Annotated in this window: 10 protein-coding genes and 1 tRNA gene; 5 read left to right on the forward strand and 6 right to left on the reverse strand. The window is 64.1% G+C overall.

Features of this window, described 5'->3' with window-relative positions; translation table 11 throughout:
- Positions 1-30 precede the first annotated feature (30 nt).
- Both BCEP18194_RS33715 and BCEP18194_RS33720 read left to right on the forward strand, forming a co-directional pair.
- Positions 31-642 carry an ankyrin repeat domain-containing protein gene (locus BCEP18194_RS33715; RefSeq protein WP_011355789.1) on the forward strand — a complete coding sequence of 204 codons (612 nt, stop codon included), beginning with the start codon at positions 31-33 and terminating at the stop codon, positions 640-642.
- Between the two features lie 79 nt (positions 643-721).
- Positions 722-1,192 carry a VirK family protein gene (locus BCEP18194_RS33720; RefSeq protein WP_011355790.1) on the forward strand — a complete coding sequence of 157 codons (471 nt, stop codon included), beginning with the start codon at positions 722-724 and terminating at the stop codon, positions 1,190-1,192.
- 118 nt (positions 1,193-1,310) lie between these two features.
- On the opposite strand, the gene BCEP18194_RS33725 is transcribed toward BCEP18194_RS33720, so the two are convergent.
- Positions 1,311-2,105, reverse strand: coding sequence for an APH(3')-II family aminoglycoside O-phosphotransferase (locus BCEP18194_RS33725; protein WP_011355791.1), 795 nt, complete (start codon positions 2,103-2,105; stop codon positions 1,311-1,313).
- Between the two features lie 781 nt (positions 2,106-2,886).
- On the opposite strand from BCEP18194_RS33725, the gene BCEP18194_RS33730 reads away from it, so the two are divergent.
- Together BCEP18194_RS33730 and BCEP18194_RS33735 are read left to right on the forward strand one after the other, a co-directional pair.
- On the forward strand, positions 2,887-4,719 hold the full coding sequence (locus BCEP18194_RS33730; protein ID WP_011355793.1) for a S53 family peptidase: 1,833 nt from the start codon (positions 2,887-2,889) through the stop codon (positions 4,717-4,719).
- A gap of 451 nt (positions 4,720-5,170) precedes the next feature.
- Positions 5,171-6,832 carry a DUF3300 domain-containing protein gene (locus BCEP18194_RS33735; protein WP_011355794.1) on the forward strand — a complete coding sequence of 554 codons (1,662 nt, stop codon included), beginning with the start codon at positions 5,171-5,173 and terminating at the stop codon, positions 6,830-6,832.
- A 136-nt stretch (positions 6,833-6,968) separates the two neighbouring features.
- Here the strand turns inward: BCEP18194_RS33735 and BCEP18194_RS33740 are convergent, their stop codons facing one another.
- Positions 6,969-7,619 carry a pyridoxamine 5'-phosphate oxidase family protein gene (locus BCEP18194_RS33740; RefSeq protein ID WP_011355795.1) on the reverse strand — a complete coding sequence of 217 codons (651 nt, stop codon included), beginning with the start codon at positions 7,617-7,619 and terminating at the stop codon, positions 6,969-6,971.
- A gap of 319 nt (positions 7,620-7,938) precedes the next feature.
- Here BCEP18194_RS33740 and BCEP18194_RS33745 point away from each other — a divergent pair, with 319 nt between their 5' ends.
- Positions 7,939-9,405, forward strand: a complete 1,467-nt coding sequence (locus tag BCEP18194_RS33745) for a PLP-dependent aminotransferase family protein (protein WP_011355796.1) — start codon at positions 7,939-7,941, stop codon at positions 9,403-9,405.
- Positions 9,406-9,427: 22 nt separating this feature from the next.
- Here BCEP18194_RS33745 and BCEP18194_RS33750 read toward each other — a convergent pair whose 3' ends face one another.
- The 4 genes from BCEP18194_RS33750 to dnaG form a co-directional block, all read right to left on the reverse strand.
- Complete coding sequence (locus BCEP18194_RS33750) at positions 9,428-10,978, reverse strand: phospholipase D family protein (RefSeq protein ID WP_011355797.1); 1,551 nt, start codon at positions 10,976-10,978, stop codon at positions 9,428-9,430.
- Between the two features lie 267 nt (positions 10,979-11,245).
- A tRNA-Ile gene (locus tag BCEP18194_RS33755) sits at positions 11,246-11,321 on the reverse strand.
- Between the two features lie 129 nt (positions 11,322-11,450).
- Complete coding sequence (rpoD, locus tag BCEP18194_RS33760; protein WP_011355798.1) at positions 11,451-13,877, reverse strand: RNA polymerase sigma factor RpoD; 2,427 nt, start codon at positions 13,875-13,877, stop codon at positions 11,451-11,453.
- 88 nt (positions 13,878-13,965) lie between these two features.
- Positions 13,966-15,834 (reverse strand): DNA primase, encoded by a 1,869-nt coding sequence (gene dnaG / locus BCEP18194_RS33770; RefSeq protein WP_041493351.1) that lies wholly within the window; start codon positions 15,832-15,834, stop codon positions 13,966-13,968.

Genomic DNA, 15,834 nt, shown 5'->3' on the forward strand with positions numbered 1-15,834 from the left:
TCGACCTTACCCACACATCAGGACATCCTCATGCAATCCGAACGCCTGACGCGCGCGATCCGCGCCACCGCAACCGTCCTGGCGCTGGCCGCGCTCGCCGGTTGTGCGCACCTTCCCGACCAGCCGGCGTACACGCCGGCCGATCCTGCCGCGCTGCGCCGCTACGACAGCGACTGGTTCGATGCCGCCCGTGTCGGACGCGTCGACATCCTGCGTGCCTTGCACGACGCCGGCTATCCCGTCGACGCCACCGACAGCCGCGGCTTTACGGCCGTGATACTCGCGTCCTACGACGGCCAGCCTGCCGCGCTCGACTATCTGCTGTCGGCCGGCGCAAACGCATGCGCCGGCGACCGCCACGGCAACACGGCGCTGATGGGTGCCCTATTCAAGAACGAACCCGACATCGCGCGGCGCCTGATCGACACGCAATGCCCGATCGACCAGACGAACGGCGCCGGGGAAACTGCGCTGGGGTTCGCCACGTTGTTCAATCGATTCGACCTGATTCCGCTCCTCGTCGCACGTGGCGCGAATCCGAACCATGTCGATCGGCGCGGACAGTCGCTGCTGCAGCTCGCGCGGTCACACGACAACACGGAAGCTATGGACGTGCTGCGAAATGCAGGTGCGGCGCAGTAGCTGCCGCGATCGAACCGTCTGAACAATGCCTGCGCACCGTGCTATCGTGCCCGTGGTTTCATCGCACGGAGACAGGAAAATGCTGAATCGCTTCGCCATTGTTCTTGTTGCCGCCGGCGCGGCAACCAGTCTCGCGGCAACAGCCGCGAGCCCCCAGCCGGACAACGTCAATTCGTATCGGCAGTTGCGCACGCGGCTGTTTGCCGGCGTGACGGTGACTGCAATCTTTTCACCGAACCAGTGCCGGAACGCGCAGCCGGCTCAAGCGACAGCAACGGTGCCCACCGTATCGGGCGGCTTCGCGATACGCGACTTCATGGAGGTCGGCGGCAATACGCTCGCATTCGCCAACCAGCACCTTACCGTCCAGCCCAGCGGCTCGCCGGTGCTGGAACTGATCCAGTACCGCGTCATGCAGGATGAAAGCGCGACGGTGACGGTGCGCTCGCTTTCGCCAACCACGTATCAGCCGGTCGCGCCAGCTCAGGTCTTCCAGTGCACGCTCGGCGAAGGCCTTCGCTTCGCCTATGCATCGCGCGAGCGTGACTGACGGAGGATATCCGTAAAGAACGTGAAAATCTTCGATTGAAAAGCAGGACTACTACGAAACAAGGCGATGCACGGGACAGGAAAACTGTCTCGTGCATCGCCCGTGAACACCTGCGGAATCAGAAAAATTCGTCGAGCAGCCGATAGAAAGCGATTCGACCCGCATCGGGTTGCTTGATTCCATACCGGGCAAAGAAAGGCGCGACCCATTCGCTGCCGAGATCCGCTTCGATATCACGCGTTGCCAGCGCCAGATCCTGATAGCGATCGGCCACACCGAGGCGTCCGCAGTCAATGAAACCCGAAAAGCGACCGTCTTCGACCATGAAGTTGGGCAGGCACGCGTCACCGTGCGTGACGACCCTGTCCTCGATCAACGGCCTGCTCGCCTGAAGCCTCGCGAATAGTTCATCGAGCGGCACACCTGTATTCGCGTCATCGAGGTTGTCCTCGTCAACGAGACCCTCGTTCATCCGCGCACGGGCGCGCTCGATACGAGACGCCGCGCCATGATCGAACGGGCAGGTTATCGGATCGAGCCGATGCAGTGCACGCAACGCGTCGGCGATGATCGCCACCTTCGCCGCCGGCCCGAGCCGCGCGACTTCGAGATTTTCGCCACGCACGGCACTCAGCAGCATCCACTCGCGCCCCGCCGCCGATGCTACATCGAGCACCTGCGCGCCCGGCAACCCCGTCGTCGCAAGCCAGCGCAGTCGGGCGGCCTCGTCGCTCAGTTCGCCCAGCGGTCCCGCCGGTTCCGTCTTGACGAACCGACGCGATCCATCACGCGCGTCGAGCCGGAACACCGCCGCATCCGATTGCCCTTCCGTCTGTTGCGTCCATCCGCAATCGGCCAGCGCGGCCTTCCAGGTCACGGGTACTTCGATGCAAAGCTTGTCGTTATCGATCACGCAGGTTCAATCCTCGTTGACTGGGCCGATATGCGGAGCGTCGGACATCTCGCGACTTCATGCGCCGCTTCGTGCGGCGCTTCGTGCGGCGCGCGGACTCGACCTTCTCCGCCGCGCCCCGGATTCGAGTCAGGCCTCGAACACGATCGGCCAATTGCACGCATTACGCATCAAACCAGAAACGATCGGCAAATCGAATTCCGCATTACTTTCTTTGGCGGCCTCGAATATTACAAAACACTGCCAATATTTTCAAAAACATTGCACATATTCGCTTTAATTTAGTTTCATATAATCAAAAAAAGTTTGACACCCAGCTTTCGTTCTTGATACCGTCCGATGCAAGCAATCTGACAAATTGCTCACCACGCAATCGCTTCCGCTCTACGTTTTTTCGCTTCCGCCGCACCGCAGTGCTCGCCGCCGGCTGTCTCGTTCGCGCGCCGGCGCATGCAACATCCCGATGCATCTCATTGGACAACTGCCATCCGGCAGCGGCCGAAGGATCGAATCGAATGAGCAGGACAACGAAACTATTGCTCTAGCAATCCCGCCCGCGCCCTGTCCGGCGCGGTTGCGTCGTATCGCGGCGCAGCCTTCCCGTTACCGCGTTTTTCGTATTTCGCCCCCGGAGAAAAAACACCTTTCCGGATCGGGCGAAAGGCCCTGTCGCGTCCGTGCCATCCGCACGCGTGCGACAGAAATCGGCGGTGCATGACCCGCACCGCTGTCGACCGTTGTTGTTCGTGCTGTTCGATGTTCAACCGGAGGGGTAATTCAAATGAATCAGGTTGCAGACAAGAATCAAAAGCACAATCGCTTCGTCAAGCTCGCATTCGCCGCCGCAGCCGCCGCATCGTTCGGCATGGCGACCGCCTACGCCGCGCCTGCGGCCGGCTGGACGGAAACGCACACCAAGGGTTTCCTGCCGCTCGTGCAGCAGAACGAAGCCGGTACCGCCGGCGCGCCGGCCGCGAGCACCGCGGCCGCTGCAGCAGCAGCCATCGAGATGGCGCCGGGCGAGTCGGTGGACATCGTGCTCGGCCTGAACCTGCGCAACGAGGCGCAACTCGACCAGTATCTGCACGACCTGCACACGCCTGGTTCACCGCACTACCGGCAGTTCCTCACGCCGGCGCAGTTCGCGGCGCAATATGCGCCGACCGACCAGCAGGTCGCCTCGGTCGTCGCGCATCTGCGCAAGGAAGGCTTCGTGAACATCGTGGTCGCGCCGAACCGCCTGCTGGTCTCCGCGTCCGGCACCGCGGCTACCATCAAGTCCGCGTTCCGCACGACGCTCAAGCGCTTCACGCGCAACGGCCGCAGCGTCTACGCAAATACCGACGCCGCGCAAGTGCCGAACGCGATCGGCGGCGTCGTGGGTTCGGTGCTGGGCCTGCAGAACGTCGAGCTGATGCACACGGGCGCGGGCAGCCAGCCGCAAGGCAACACCAGCAACCTGACGATTCCGGCCGGCGCATCGGCGGTGCCGCACAACCCGACCGAATTCTCGTCGATCTACGGCGGCGACGGCACGCCGACCGCCTCACAGACCACCGTCGGCATCATCTCCGAAGGCGACCTGTCGCAGACGGTGAGCGACCTCAATACGTTCGCCGCAAACAACAGCCTCGGCGCGATCAGCAGCAGCATCGTGAAGACGGGCCCGTCCGGCAGCTCGTACACCGACACCGACGGCACCGTCGAATGGAACCTCGACAGCCAGTCGATCGTCGGCGCGGCCGGCGGCAGCGTGAAGCAGGTCGTGTTCTACGTCGCGCCGTCGATGACGCTCACGGCGATTACCGCCGCGTACAATAAGGCCGTGACCGACAACGTCGCGAAGGTGATCAACGTGTCGCTCGGCGTGTGCGAATCGTCCGCGAACAGCACCGGCTCGCAGGCAACCGACGACACGATCTTCAAGCAGGCCGTCGCGCAGGGCCAGACCTTCTCGGTATCCGCCGGCGACCACGGCGCGTACGAATGTGCGAGCGGCACGCCGTCGCGCTCGACCTACACGGTGAGCGAACCGGCAACGTCGCCGTACGTGATCGCGGTGGGCGGCACGACGCTGTTCACCAATACGTCGACCAACGCGTACAACAGCGAGATCGTCTGGAACGATCCGAGCTGGCAGCCGGGCACCGTGTGGTCGACGGGCGGCGGGTACAGCAAGTACGAAGCCGCGCCGTCGTGGCAATCGTCGAGCCTCACGGGATCGACCAAGCGCGCATTGCCTGACGTCGGCTTCGACGCCGACCTGCGCACCGGCGCGATTCTCGTCGTGAACGGCCAGACGTCCGACACGCTGTGGGGCTCGGGTTACCTCAACAACGAAGGCGGCACGAGCCTCGCCGCGCCGATCTTCACGGGGATCTGGGCACGCCTGCAGTCCGCGAACAACAATGCGCTCGGGTTCCCCGCGTCGAGCATCTACAAGTACTTCCCGAGCAACGCGGCGCTGCTGCACGACGTCACGTCCGGCAACAACGGCAGCGGCACCTACGGCTACAAGGCGAAGGCCGGCTGGGACGCGACGACGGGCTTCGGCAGCGTGAACATCTCGAAGCTGAACACGTTCATCCAGAGCACATCGGATTTCGCACGCTGATGGATCGATGACCGCCGCGGTTCCACATGCGCACCGCAGCGCATGCAGGGAACCGGACGTGATCGTTTGAACAACCCGCGACGGCCGCAAAGCCTTCGCGGTTTTTTTGCGTTCCGCTTACTCTCGCGGAACAGCTTCCGGCGCGACGCCCCCTCTCCGACCTTGCAATCGTTGCGCAAGCAACTTTCATGTTCATTACCCGGGCAGTGCCAGCCCGCTTACGGACTGCAAGGTACACACACTGTTACACAACACCCGGACAACCTCCGCGCGTGTCGCGCGTTTAACTGGATATATCGATTCGTCGCGGGACAATCACCATGCGAACACGACCTTGCCGCCTGCCCCGGCCGATGCCCCCGGAACAGGCGTGGACGGTCGCGGCACAGTGCTCAAGCCGATCGCGCGGCCCGCGTGCCTGCCAACGCCGACACAACACCGAACGAACAACATGAACAACACACGTGCACACCGCCCCGTCAGGACGCTGATCGCGTCGTCCCTCATCGTGTCGCTGCTCGGCCTCTCGGCCTGCAACAAGAACGGCGACAGCAGCACCGCTGCTCCGGCCAGCGACGCGAGCGCGGCCGCGGCGGCCCAGCCCGCATCGACGCCCGTCGCCTACACGCCGCCGACTGCCGACCAGCTCTACCAGATGGTCGCGCCGATCGCACTGTTCCCCGACAAACTCGTCGCGCTGGTGCTTGCGGGTGCAACCTACCCGGACCAGGTCACGGCCGCCAACAACTGGGTCATGCAGAATCCGTCGTTGAAGGGACAGGCACTTACAACCGCCGCCGACACGCAGCCGTGGGACCCGTCCGTCAAGGCTTTGACCGCGTTCCCCGCGGTGCTGTCGCAGATGGCGTCGAATCCGGCCTGGACCACCTCGCTCGGCCAGGCTTACTACAACGACCCCACCGACGTGATGAACGCGATCCAGGTGATGCGTCAGCGCGCGCAGACGTCCGGCCATCTCCGCTCGGGCGGCCAGATGCGGGTCACGCAGGTCGAGCAGGCCGCACCGACCGGTTACACGCCGGCCACCGATGCGCCCGTGGTCTACGCCGGGCCGGCGATCGTGCCGCCGCCTGCGCAGGCCATCGAGATCGAGTCCGCACAGCCCGACGTCGTCTATGTCCCGTCCTACAACCCGACGGTCGTCTACGGCGAGCCGGTTTCGTCCTATCCCGGCTACGTGTATCGACCGCCTTCATACAGCACGGGTGAGGTGGTTGCCGCCGGCGTGATCACGTTCGGCGTCGGCATCGCCGTCGGCGCCGCGATCTTCGGGCACCACGACTGGGGCTGGCATGCCTGGGGCATGAACTGGGGCGCGCCGCGTCCGGAAGGCCCCGGCTGGCACGGCGGCTGGCAGCGCCCGGCCGTGGTGTACAACCACACCACGTACGTGTCGAAGTCGACCACCGTGATCAACAACATCACCAACATTCGCAATACGCGGATCACGAACAACTACGGCGGCAACGTCACCAACAACACGACGAACACGACGGTCGAACGCAACGCGATGCAGCCGGGCGCGCAGCCGATGCGCGGGCAGGCCATGGAGCAACGCCCGGGCGCCGTGCCGATGACGATGCCGCACTTCGGCGCGAACGACACACGCCCTGGCGCACGGCCGTCGCCCGACGCATTCGCGCAGAACCGGGCGAACGAACCGCATGCCGAAGCACCTGCGCAGCATGCACCCGGCGCGATGCGCGACGAGCGGCAGCAGGCCATGCAGCAGGAGCACGCCGCGCAAGAAAATCGCGCGGCCGCGCAGCAGCAGCAATTGCAGCAACAACAGCGCAACGAGGCTCAGCAGCAACGCGAAGCGATGCAACAGCACAACGCGGCACAGCAGCAGCAACGCGAGGAACTGCAGCAACGCAATGCGGCACAGCAACAGCAGCGCGAAGAAATGCAGCAACGCAACGAGGCTCAGCAGCAACAACGCAAGGAAACGTCGCCGCGCAACGAGGCACAACCGCAGGAGCACGCGGCCCCGCAGCCGCGGCAACCGGCCCCCGAGCACGCGGCCGCGCCGCATCCGCACCCTGCGGAGTCGCATCCGCCGCACGACGAGCACGAGCACCGCACCGAGTGAAACGCCCCCCGTCACGGCAGCGCGGCATTCGCGCTGCCGGCCGGCGCAACCAGCGTCTCGCTACCATGCGGAACCCGCGCGCCCCAACACCGCGCGCCGCCGTTTTCCGCAATACCGCGCGGCCATGCCGCGCAACCTACTCGGCCCAGTTCCGGACGTAGTCCGGCACCGGCAAGTCGCCGTCGGCATGAACCGGTGCGCCGCGCGTCATCTTCAACGGCAGGATCCCCGTCCAGACAGCGAGCGCAAGATCTTCTTCCTTGTCGGACGGCATTGAATCGCTGACTTTTACAGCGGCTTCCGCAAGGGCAATCCGCAGCACGCTGGTCGCATTGAGTTCCTTCTCGTTGCCGGGCCGCGCGTCATGCTGGCGACCGGGTGCGATCTTGTCCATCAATGCATCCAGGGCCACCAGCTTGTCCGCACTGCCCTCCACCATCTCGAACCGCCCGTAGATCACTGCGGATCGATAATTCATCGAATGGTTGAAGGCCGACCTGGCCAACACGAGACCGTCCAGCAACGTAATCGCGACGGAGGCCTGTGCACCCGCCGACAGCGCCTTGATCATCCGGCTGCCGTTGGACCCGTGAATATAGAGGTCATCGCCCCGTCTCCAGTGCGCGGTCGGGATGCAGTGCGTGTCCTCGCCTGCACCGAACGCGATGTGGCAGACGTAGGCCTCGTCCACGATGCGATGAAGCCTCTCGCGATCGTGGTTTGCCAGTTCCGGCAGTCGGCGAATGGTGGTGCGGGGTGTGGGAGAGATGACGGTCTGGTCTTTCATGTTTCGTTTTCCTGTTCGCGCGACCTTGCGCGCATCGGGCTGCTCGCGTTCCGGTAAGACTCGGGCACTCGCTCGAAATATATTTGCACTCCGAATCTAATCTAATCGAATCGGAGAAGTGCGACTTCCACGCCTGAGCGCCCGATCGATCAACCCATCGACAGTCGCTTGCCAAATCGATCAAAATACGCGCGTGCCGCTATCCGTGACGATCGCCGGGAATGCCCGCGCACCGGCCGGCACCGCGAGAACGTGAACGATACGATGCGCGTCGAATCTTCAAAAGAACCAGCTCAACGAAAAATTCTGGAACCAGCCCATGGATCTCGCGCTGCTCATCTCCTCGCTTTCCAGACAGGACGGCTCGACACGCCACAGCCAGCAGGAAGCCCTCTACCGGAGCCTGCGCAACATGCTGCTGGACGGACACATTCCGCCCGGCACGCGGCTCGTGTCGACGCGCGTGCTCGCGGCTGAGCTGGGTATCGCGCGCAACTCGGCGGTCTATGCGTACGAGCGCCTTGCCGAGGAAGGTTTCGTGGCGGCCACGCGCAACGGCACGATCACGTTATGGGACGGATGCGGCCGGCCTGGCGCAGGGCTCGAAAGCGGCCCGGCCCCGGTTCGATTGTCCGAGCGCGTGCACGGTCTGGAGAACACCGATCCCGAACCCGAACGCATGCTGCCGTTCGTTCCCGGCCTCCCTTCGCTCGATGAATTCCCCGTTGCCCAATGGCGCCGATGCATCGAGCGCGCGTGGAGAGTCATCAGGCCCGCTCAACTCGCCTACGGCCCCGTCGAAGGGCTGCCCGAATTGCGGCGTGCCGTGGCCGCCTACATCCGGGTCTCGCGAGGCGTGCGCTGCGAAACCGGCCAGGTGTTCATTACCGACGGCACGCAAAGCAGCCTCGAACTGTGCGCGCGCATGCTGGCGAATCCCGGTGAATATGGCTGGCTCGAGAACCCCTGCTACAACGGCGCCCGAACCGCATTCCGCTCGACCGGCCTCGATCTCGTGCCGATCGAGGTCGACCACGAAGGGATGGCGCCAACCGACGAACAGTGGCGCACCCGGCCGCCCCGGCTGATCTATACGACACCGTCACACCAATACCCGCTCGGCGCGCTGATGAGCCCCCGGCGGCGCGCGGCACTTGTCGAGCACGCACAGGCGTGCGGCGCGTGGATCATCGAGGACGACTACGACAGCGAGTTCCGCCACGGCGGCCAGCCGCTGCCCGCGATCCAGGGCCTGCATGCCGACGCACCGGTCTGCTATCTCGGCACCTTCAGCAAGACAATGTTTCCCGCCCTCCGGCTCGGCTTCATGGTGGTTCCGCCGATTCTGGTCGACCGCTTCACCAGCACGCTGCGCGAACTCGTCCATCGCGGCCACTCGGCCGATCAACTGGCGATGGCCGAATTCATCGACACCGGCCTCTTTGCGCGACACCTGCGCAGGATGAGGACGCTGTATGCCGAGCGGCGGAGCAGCCTCGAAGCGGCACTCGCCCGCCACCTCGGCACCGTGCTGAGCGTTCGCGAAAGCCCGGGGGGCATGCATCTGTCGGCAGATCTCGCGCTGCCGCTGCACGATACCGACGTCGCCCGCGCCGCAGCCGCGCATGGCCTGCTGCTTCAGCCGCTGAGCAGCTATCGGGTCGGCGACGGCCGGCCGTACAACGGCTTCGTGCTGGGATACTCCGGGCTGAACGACGCGACGATCGAGACCGCGACGATGCAGCTCGCGGCCGTCATCGAGCACCACGGCCGCACGCGTTGCTGAATGGCGCGCGCAGCATCGTCGCTCACAGTTGCGATTCGATCGGGAACAGCCCAAGGAACCAGACTTCCATCCGCCGCGCGGCGGACACTTCCGGTTCGTGATCGAGCACGGTGACCTTGCCGTCCGAATCGGTCTGAATCCACTTGAGCGGCCCTTTGCCCGCCGGATCGGTCCTTGGCTCGACGCGCCACGCGATTCGATCGAGCCGCGCTTCAAGATCGTTGGCCACCTGCGACGCAATCGCCGGGCTCTCGCAGTAAACGCCGATCTCCGTATTGAGGTTCAGCGAGCGCGGATCGAGATTCATCGATCCGATGAAAATGCTCTTGTGATCGAACACATAGGTCTTCGCATGCAGCGACGCACGCGACGACCCGATGATGACCTGCTTCGAAATGCTCTTGTCGCCCGACGGCCGCCGTTCGTAAAGCCGCACGCCGGCGGCCACGAGATCGCTTCGGTAGTGCCGGTAGCCCGCATGCACGGCCGCCACGTCGGTCGACGCGAGCGAATTGGTCAGCACCGTCACGCGCACGCCGCGCGCCGTGAGCGCGCGCAGCCGCTCGACGACTTCCTTGCCCGGCACGAAATACGGCGACACGATCAGCAGGTCGTGTTCGGGCTGCAATGCGAGTGCCCGCAACTGCGGCATCAGGTGCCCATCGCTGTCCTTCGGCGCGTGCGCGATCTTCGACGGATCGTCGTACAGCACCGTCGCATGGCCCCACGACAGTTCCGTGCCCTGCCCATGAACGATCCGGTCGAGTCGCTGCCTGGCCTCGAGCACGTACGGATTGTCCTCCATGGCCCTCAGGTAGTCGCGCAACCGTTCGCGCTCGCGGTCCAGCCCGCCAGGCGCCGCGTCATGCCCGACCAGTGCACTGATCGGGTACGCGTACGGGGAATTCCAGAACGTATCGAATTCGGTCGAGATGTTCTTCACGACCGGGCCGTGAACGACGACGTCGAGATCGCCGAACTCCAGCATCGACGATGCGCCGAAATACTCGTCGCCGATATTGCGGCCACCAACGATCGCCGCCTGGTTGTCCGCAATCATCGCCTTGTTGTGCATGCGCCGATTGACGCGCGAGAACTCGAACACCGTGCCGATCTTCTTGAACCGGCGCGTGGCGACCGGATTGAACAGCCGGATCTCGATGTTCGGATGTGAACTGATCTCGAGCAGCTTGCGATCGTCCGCGTTCGTGCCGAGGTCGTCGAGCAGCGCACGGACGCGCACGCCGCGATCGGCCGCGCGAATGATCGCGTCGGCCAGTTCATGTCCGGTCAGGTCGTCGTGCCAGATGTAGTACTGAAGGTCGAGCGAACGGTCTGCGCGATCGGCCAGCAACACGCGCGCATCCAGCGCGTCGACCGGATCGGTCAGCAGATGAAACGCGTCCTGCCCCGGATGCGTACTGGCCTGCTGCTGGAACGCGACACCCAGCCGCGTGTTGTCCGTATCGGTGTATGCGTGCGTCTGCGCGCGATCGGCCTGCAGCGGCAGGCTCGCGCATGCAACGAGCGCCAGCAACGAAAGAATCGCACCCCACGAACGCAGCATGGTCATGATTGCCGTCCCACTCCCGGCCGAAGTCTGTTTATTCTCGCCGCCGAATGGATCGCGGGGGCTGTTTGGTTTGGCTTGCCTTCGGCCGCAACCGATGTCGCGTGTGGAACGGCCGCGCTACAGCATACCTTCGATTGACTGCAGCGCGGCACCCTCTCGGTACTTTCCTGATCACGACGCTCGTCACGCGCCCACGCAAAGAAAAACCCGCGAGGCATGAAGCCATCGCGGGTTTTCGGCATGCTGCGCAATCGCGCGCATGAAATCTGGTGGGCCCGGCGGGGTTCGAACCCGCGACCAATCGATTATGAGTCGACTGCTCTAACCGCTGAGCTACAAGCCCTGATGAGAAGCGAAGCGTGTCACACGCCGCCCCGACGAAGAAGCCGGGCCGGCATTGTAACAACAAAGGAGACAAACGCCACCAGTATCACGCGGATACCGGTGGCGTTCGCAGGAGAGACGCTTGAAATCAGTTCCCTTCGAGGAACGACTTCAGCTTGTCGGAACGGCTCGGGTGACGCAGCTTGCGCAGCGCCTTGGCCTCGATCTGACGGATCCGCTCACGCGTGACGTCGAACTGCTTGCCGACTTCCTCGAGCGTGTGATCGGTGCTCATCTCGATACCGAAACGCATCCGCAGCACCTTCGCCTCGCGCGGCGTCAGCGAATCGAGCACGTCCTTCACGACGTCTCGCATGCTCGCATGCAGCGCGGCATCCGCCGGCGCGACCGTGTTGGTGTCCTCGATGAAGTCGCCGAGATGGGAATCGTCGTCGTCACCGATCGGCGTTTCCATCGAGATCGGCTCCTTCGCGATCTTCATGATCTTGCGGATCTTGTCTTCCGGCATCTCCATCTTCTCGGCGAGCGTTGCCGGATCCGGCTCGAGACCGGTTTCCTGCAGGATCTGCCGCGAGATGCGGTTCATCTTGTTGATCGTCTCGATCATGTGAACCGGAATACGGATCGTACGCGCCTGGTCCGCGATCGAGCGCGTGATGGCCTGACGGATCCACCACGTCGCATAGGTCGAGAACTTGTAGCCGCGACGGTATTCGAACTTGTCCACCGCCTTCATCAGGCCGATGTTGCCTTCCTGGATCAGGTCGAGGAACTGCAGGCCGCGGTTCGTGTACTTCTTCGCGATCGAGATCACGAGACGCAGGTTCGCCTCGGTCATTTCGCGCTTCGCCTGACGCGCCTTCAGTTCGCCGGCCGCCATCTGGCGGTTGGTTTCCTTCAGGTCCTTCAGCGGCAGCACGACACGCGCCTGCAGGTCGAGCAGGCGCTGCTGCTGTTCGCGGATCGCCGGAACGTTACGCGACAGCACCGCGCTGTACGAATGGCCTTCGGCCATGATCTTTTCGGACCAGTCGAGATCGGTCTCGCTGCCCGGGAAGCGTGCGATGAATTCCGAGCGCGGCATGCCGCACTTGTCGACGACGATGTGCAGGATCTGACGCTCGACCTGACGCACTTCGTCCACCTGCGCACGCAGCGTGTCGCACAGGCGTTCGACGGTACGCGCGGTGAAGCGGATCGTCATCAGTTCGGTCTGGATCGTTTCCTGCGCCTTCAGGTAGGCCTTCGACTTGTAGCCTTCCTTTTCGAACGCGCGGCGCATCTTGTCGAACCACTCGCTGATCTGCGAGAACTTCTCGAGCGAGGCACGCTTGAGGGCTTCGAGCTGGGCGGCGTTGGCCGATGCCTGCGCGGCACCGTCATCTTCCTCCTCTTCCTCTTCTTCCTCTTCCTCTTCCTCTTCGGCTTCCTCGTCTTCGTTCTCGATGGCTTCCGCTTCCTTCGCGGAGAAGCCGTCGGTATCGGCGGAGTCCGAAGCATTCGGATCGAGCAGGCCGTCGACGAGCTCGTCGACGCGGATCTCTTCGTTCGCGACGCGTTCGGCCATCGCGAGGATGTCGGCGATCGTCGTCGGGCACGCGGAGATGGCCATCACCATGTGGCGCAGGCCGTCCTCGATCCGCTTCGCGATCTCGATTTCGCCTTCGCGCGTGAGCAGCTCGACCGTGCCCATTTCACGCATGTACATCCGAACCGGATCGGTCGTGCGGCCGAATTCCGAATCGACGGTGGACAGTGCGACTTCGGCTTCCTCTTCGACTTCATCGTCCGACGACGCGGCGGGTGCGTTGTCGTTCAGCAGCAGCGTTTCCGCGTCCGGCGCCTGCTCGTAGACCGCCACGCCCATGTCGTTGAACGTACCGATGATGCCTTCAAGGGCTTCGGTCTCGGTGAAGTTGTCCGGCAGGTGGTCGTTGATTTCGGCGTACGTGAGGAAGCCGCGCTCCTTGCCGAGCTTGATCAGCGCGCGCAGTTTCACGCGGCGCTCTTCGAGCTCCTCGGCCGTACCCGGCGTGCTCGTCGCGAACGCTTCCTTCAGTAGCGCCTTTTCCTTGGCGCGACGATCGCGCACCTTGGATTTGCCCGGTGCAGCCGGTGCTGCTGCAGGCTGCTCGTCGCTCTGATTTGCGTCGTCTTCGACGGATACTTCGTTCAGCTTTTTGGTCATGGAGTTCGCCGTACCGGCTATATCGACTCGCGGCTGCTGGACGACAGCCGGTTGAACCGTGGGTGCATGAGTAGTACGTACTGCCGTTTCGTCCGCGGCGGCAGTCGTGTCCCTTGCGCTTTTCGCACTTGCCCGCTTCGCCGCCGGCTTGGCCGGCCCGGAGTCGGGTCTGGCGGCAGCCCGTGTTCTGGCTGCCGGAGCCGGCGCAGCCTGAGCAGTGCCGGCCACGGTTTTCTTTCCTGCAGGGGCTGACGTGGCTGAAGACGTTGTCCTGGTGGAAGAAGCAGACTTGGCCGCTGTGACCTTTTTGGTCGGCTCCGTCGAGCCCTTGCCTGCTGCTTTCTTTCCGCCTGTCGTCTTTGCCATCGCGATTCTCGCCTCTGCTTAGAAAACAAACCGCTGGAAACCTTATATTATAGCACGCAGGGGAACCCTCTCTAAGCTCCCCGGCCGCCTACAGCCCGAGCCGACGCTTCATGTCGGTTCGCTGCTGGTTCAATTCCGTCAATTCGGCCAATTCCTCGGGTGTGAAGGTGGATTGCCGCGCCAGCCTGTCAAGCCGGTCGCAGCAGGCGTCGTAACGCATCTTGAGCACCGCCGCCTGCAGTTCCTCCCCCGCGATCCGTTCCTGTTCACGCTGCCGCTCGGGCACCGTCTCGTCTTCCGGATTCTGTAACAGCAAGTCGCGGACGTTTTCATCATAGTCCAGAATTTCGCGGAAGATTTCCTCGTAAGTCGCTCCATTCGAGGACGTCCGCAGGACATCCGACAGCAGCCGGAACTCCGCGCCGTCGCCCAGCGCGCGCGCATGATCGACGACTTCCGCGAACAGTTCGCCGATGCGCGGCAACGCGCGCAGGGTCGCAAGCTGTTCGTCGTCGAGCTGCGACGCGATGCGCGGATGCATCACCAGCGTGCGCAGCGCACGCTTTTCGCTGTCCGTCACGCGGCGGCGCTCGCTGCGCGGGGGCGCCTGGCGCGGCGGTGCCGCGATCCGCGTATCGACGTCGGACAGCCCTGCGACCTCTTCGAACGGAATATCGAGGCGGTCAGCGAACATGTGCATGATCTGCGCGCGCAACGCATTCGCGGGCAGCGCCTGCAACAACGGCTTCGCGTCGAACAGCGCCTTCGCGCGGCCTTCCGGCTGATCGAGCGCCTTGCCGGAAATTGCTTCGTTCAGCAGAAATTGTGACAACGGCATCGCGCGTTCGACCTGCTGGGAGAACGCCTCCTCGCCGAACTCGCGCACATAGCTGTCCGGATCGTGCTCGGCCGGCAGAAAAAGGAACCGGATCGTGCGGTTGTCCCCTGCATGCGGCAGGCAGGCCTCGAGCGCGCGCCGAGCCGCACGCCGCCCGGCCGAATCGCCGTCGAAACTGAAAATGACGGTATCGGTCTGGCGCAGCAACTTCTGCACATGAATCGGCGTGCATGCGGTGCCGAGCGTCGCGACCGCGTTCGGGAACCCGAGCTGCGCGAGCGCGACGACGTCCATGTAGCCTTCGACGACCAGCACGTACTTGCGCTCGCGAATCGCGAGCCGCGCCTCGAACAGGCCGTACAGTTCGCTGCCCTTGTTGAACAGCGGGGTTTCAGGCGAATTCAAATACTTCGGCTCACCGCTGCCGAGCACGCGCCCGCCGAAGCCGATCACCTGCCCCTTCACGTTGCGGATCGGGAACATGATCCGCTCGCGGAACCGGTCGTAGCGGCGCGCTGCGCCCTGCGCATCGGTCTTCTCGCTGACGATCACGAGCCCCGACTCGACGAGCGACTCGTCGCGATAGTCCGGGAACGCGGCTTCGAGATTCTGCCAGCCGTCCGGCGCATAGCCGAGCCCGAAGCGCGCGGCGATCTCGCCGGTCAAGCCACGGTTCTTCAGGTACTGGATCGCGACGGTTGCGCCCCGCAACTGCTTGCGGTAGTAGTCGCACGCCGCGGTCATCGCGTCGGACAACGCGGTCGCGACCGATTTCGACACCGGCGCCGGATAGTCGCCGCCGCCCCCACCACCGCCGCGCATCGACGGCTCGTGCGGCACGGTCAGCCCGACGGATTGCGCGAGATCCTGCACCGCCTCCGGGAACGTAAGCCCCGCGTGTTCCATCAGGAAGCCGATCGCCGTGCCGTGAGCCCCGCAACCGAAGCAGTGATAGAACTGCTTGGTCGGGCTGACGGTAAACGACGGGCTCTTTTCGTTATGGAACGGGCACAGCCCCATGAAATTGGCGCCGCCCTTCTTGAGCTGCACGTACTTGCCCACCACGTCGACGATATCGACGCGGTTCAGCAAGTCCTGCAGGAACGAATGCGGAATCAC

It is taken from the genome of Burkholderia lata (assembly GCF_000012945.1).
Taxonomy (GTDB): domain Bacteria; phylum Pseudomonadota; class Gammaproteobacteria; order Burkholderiales; family Burkholderiaceae; genus Burkholderia; species Burkholderia lata.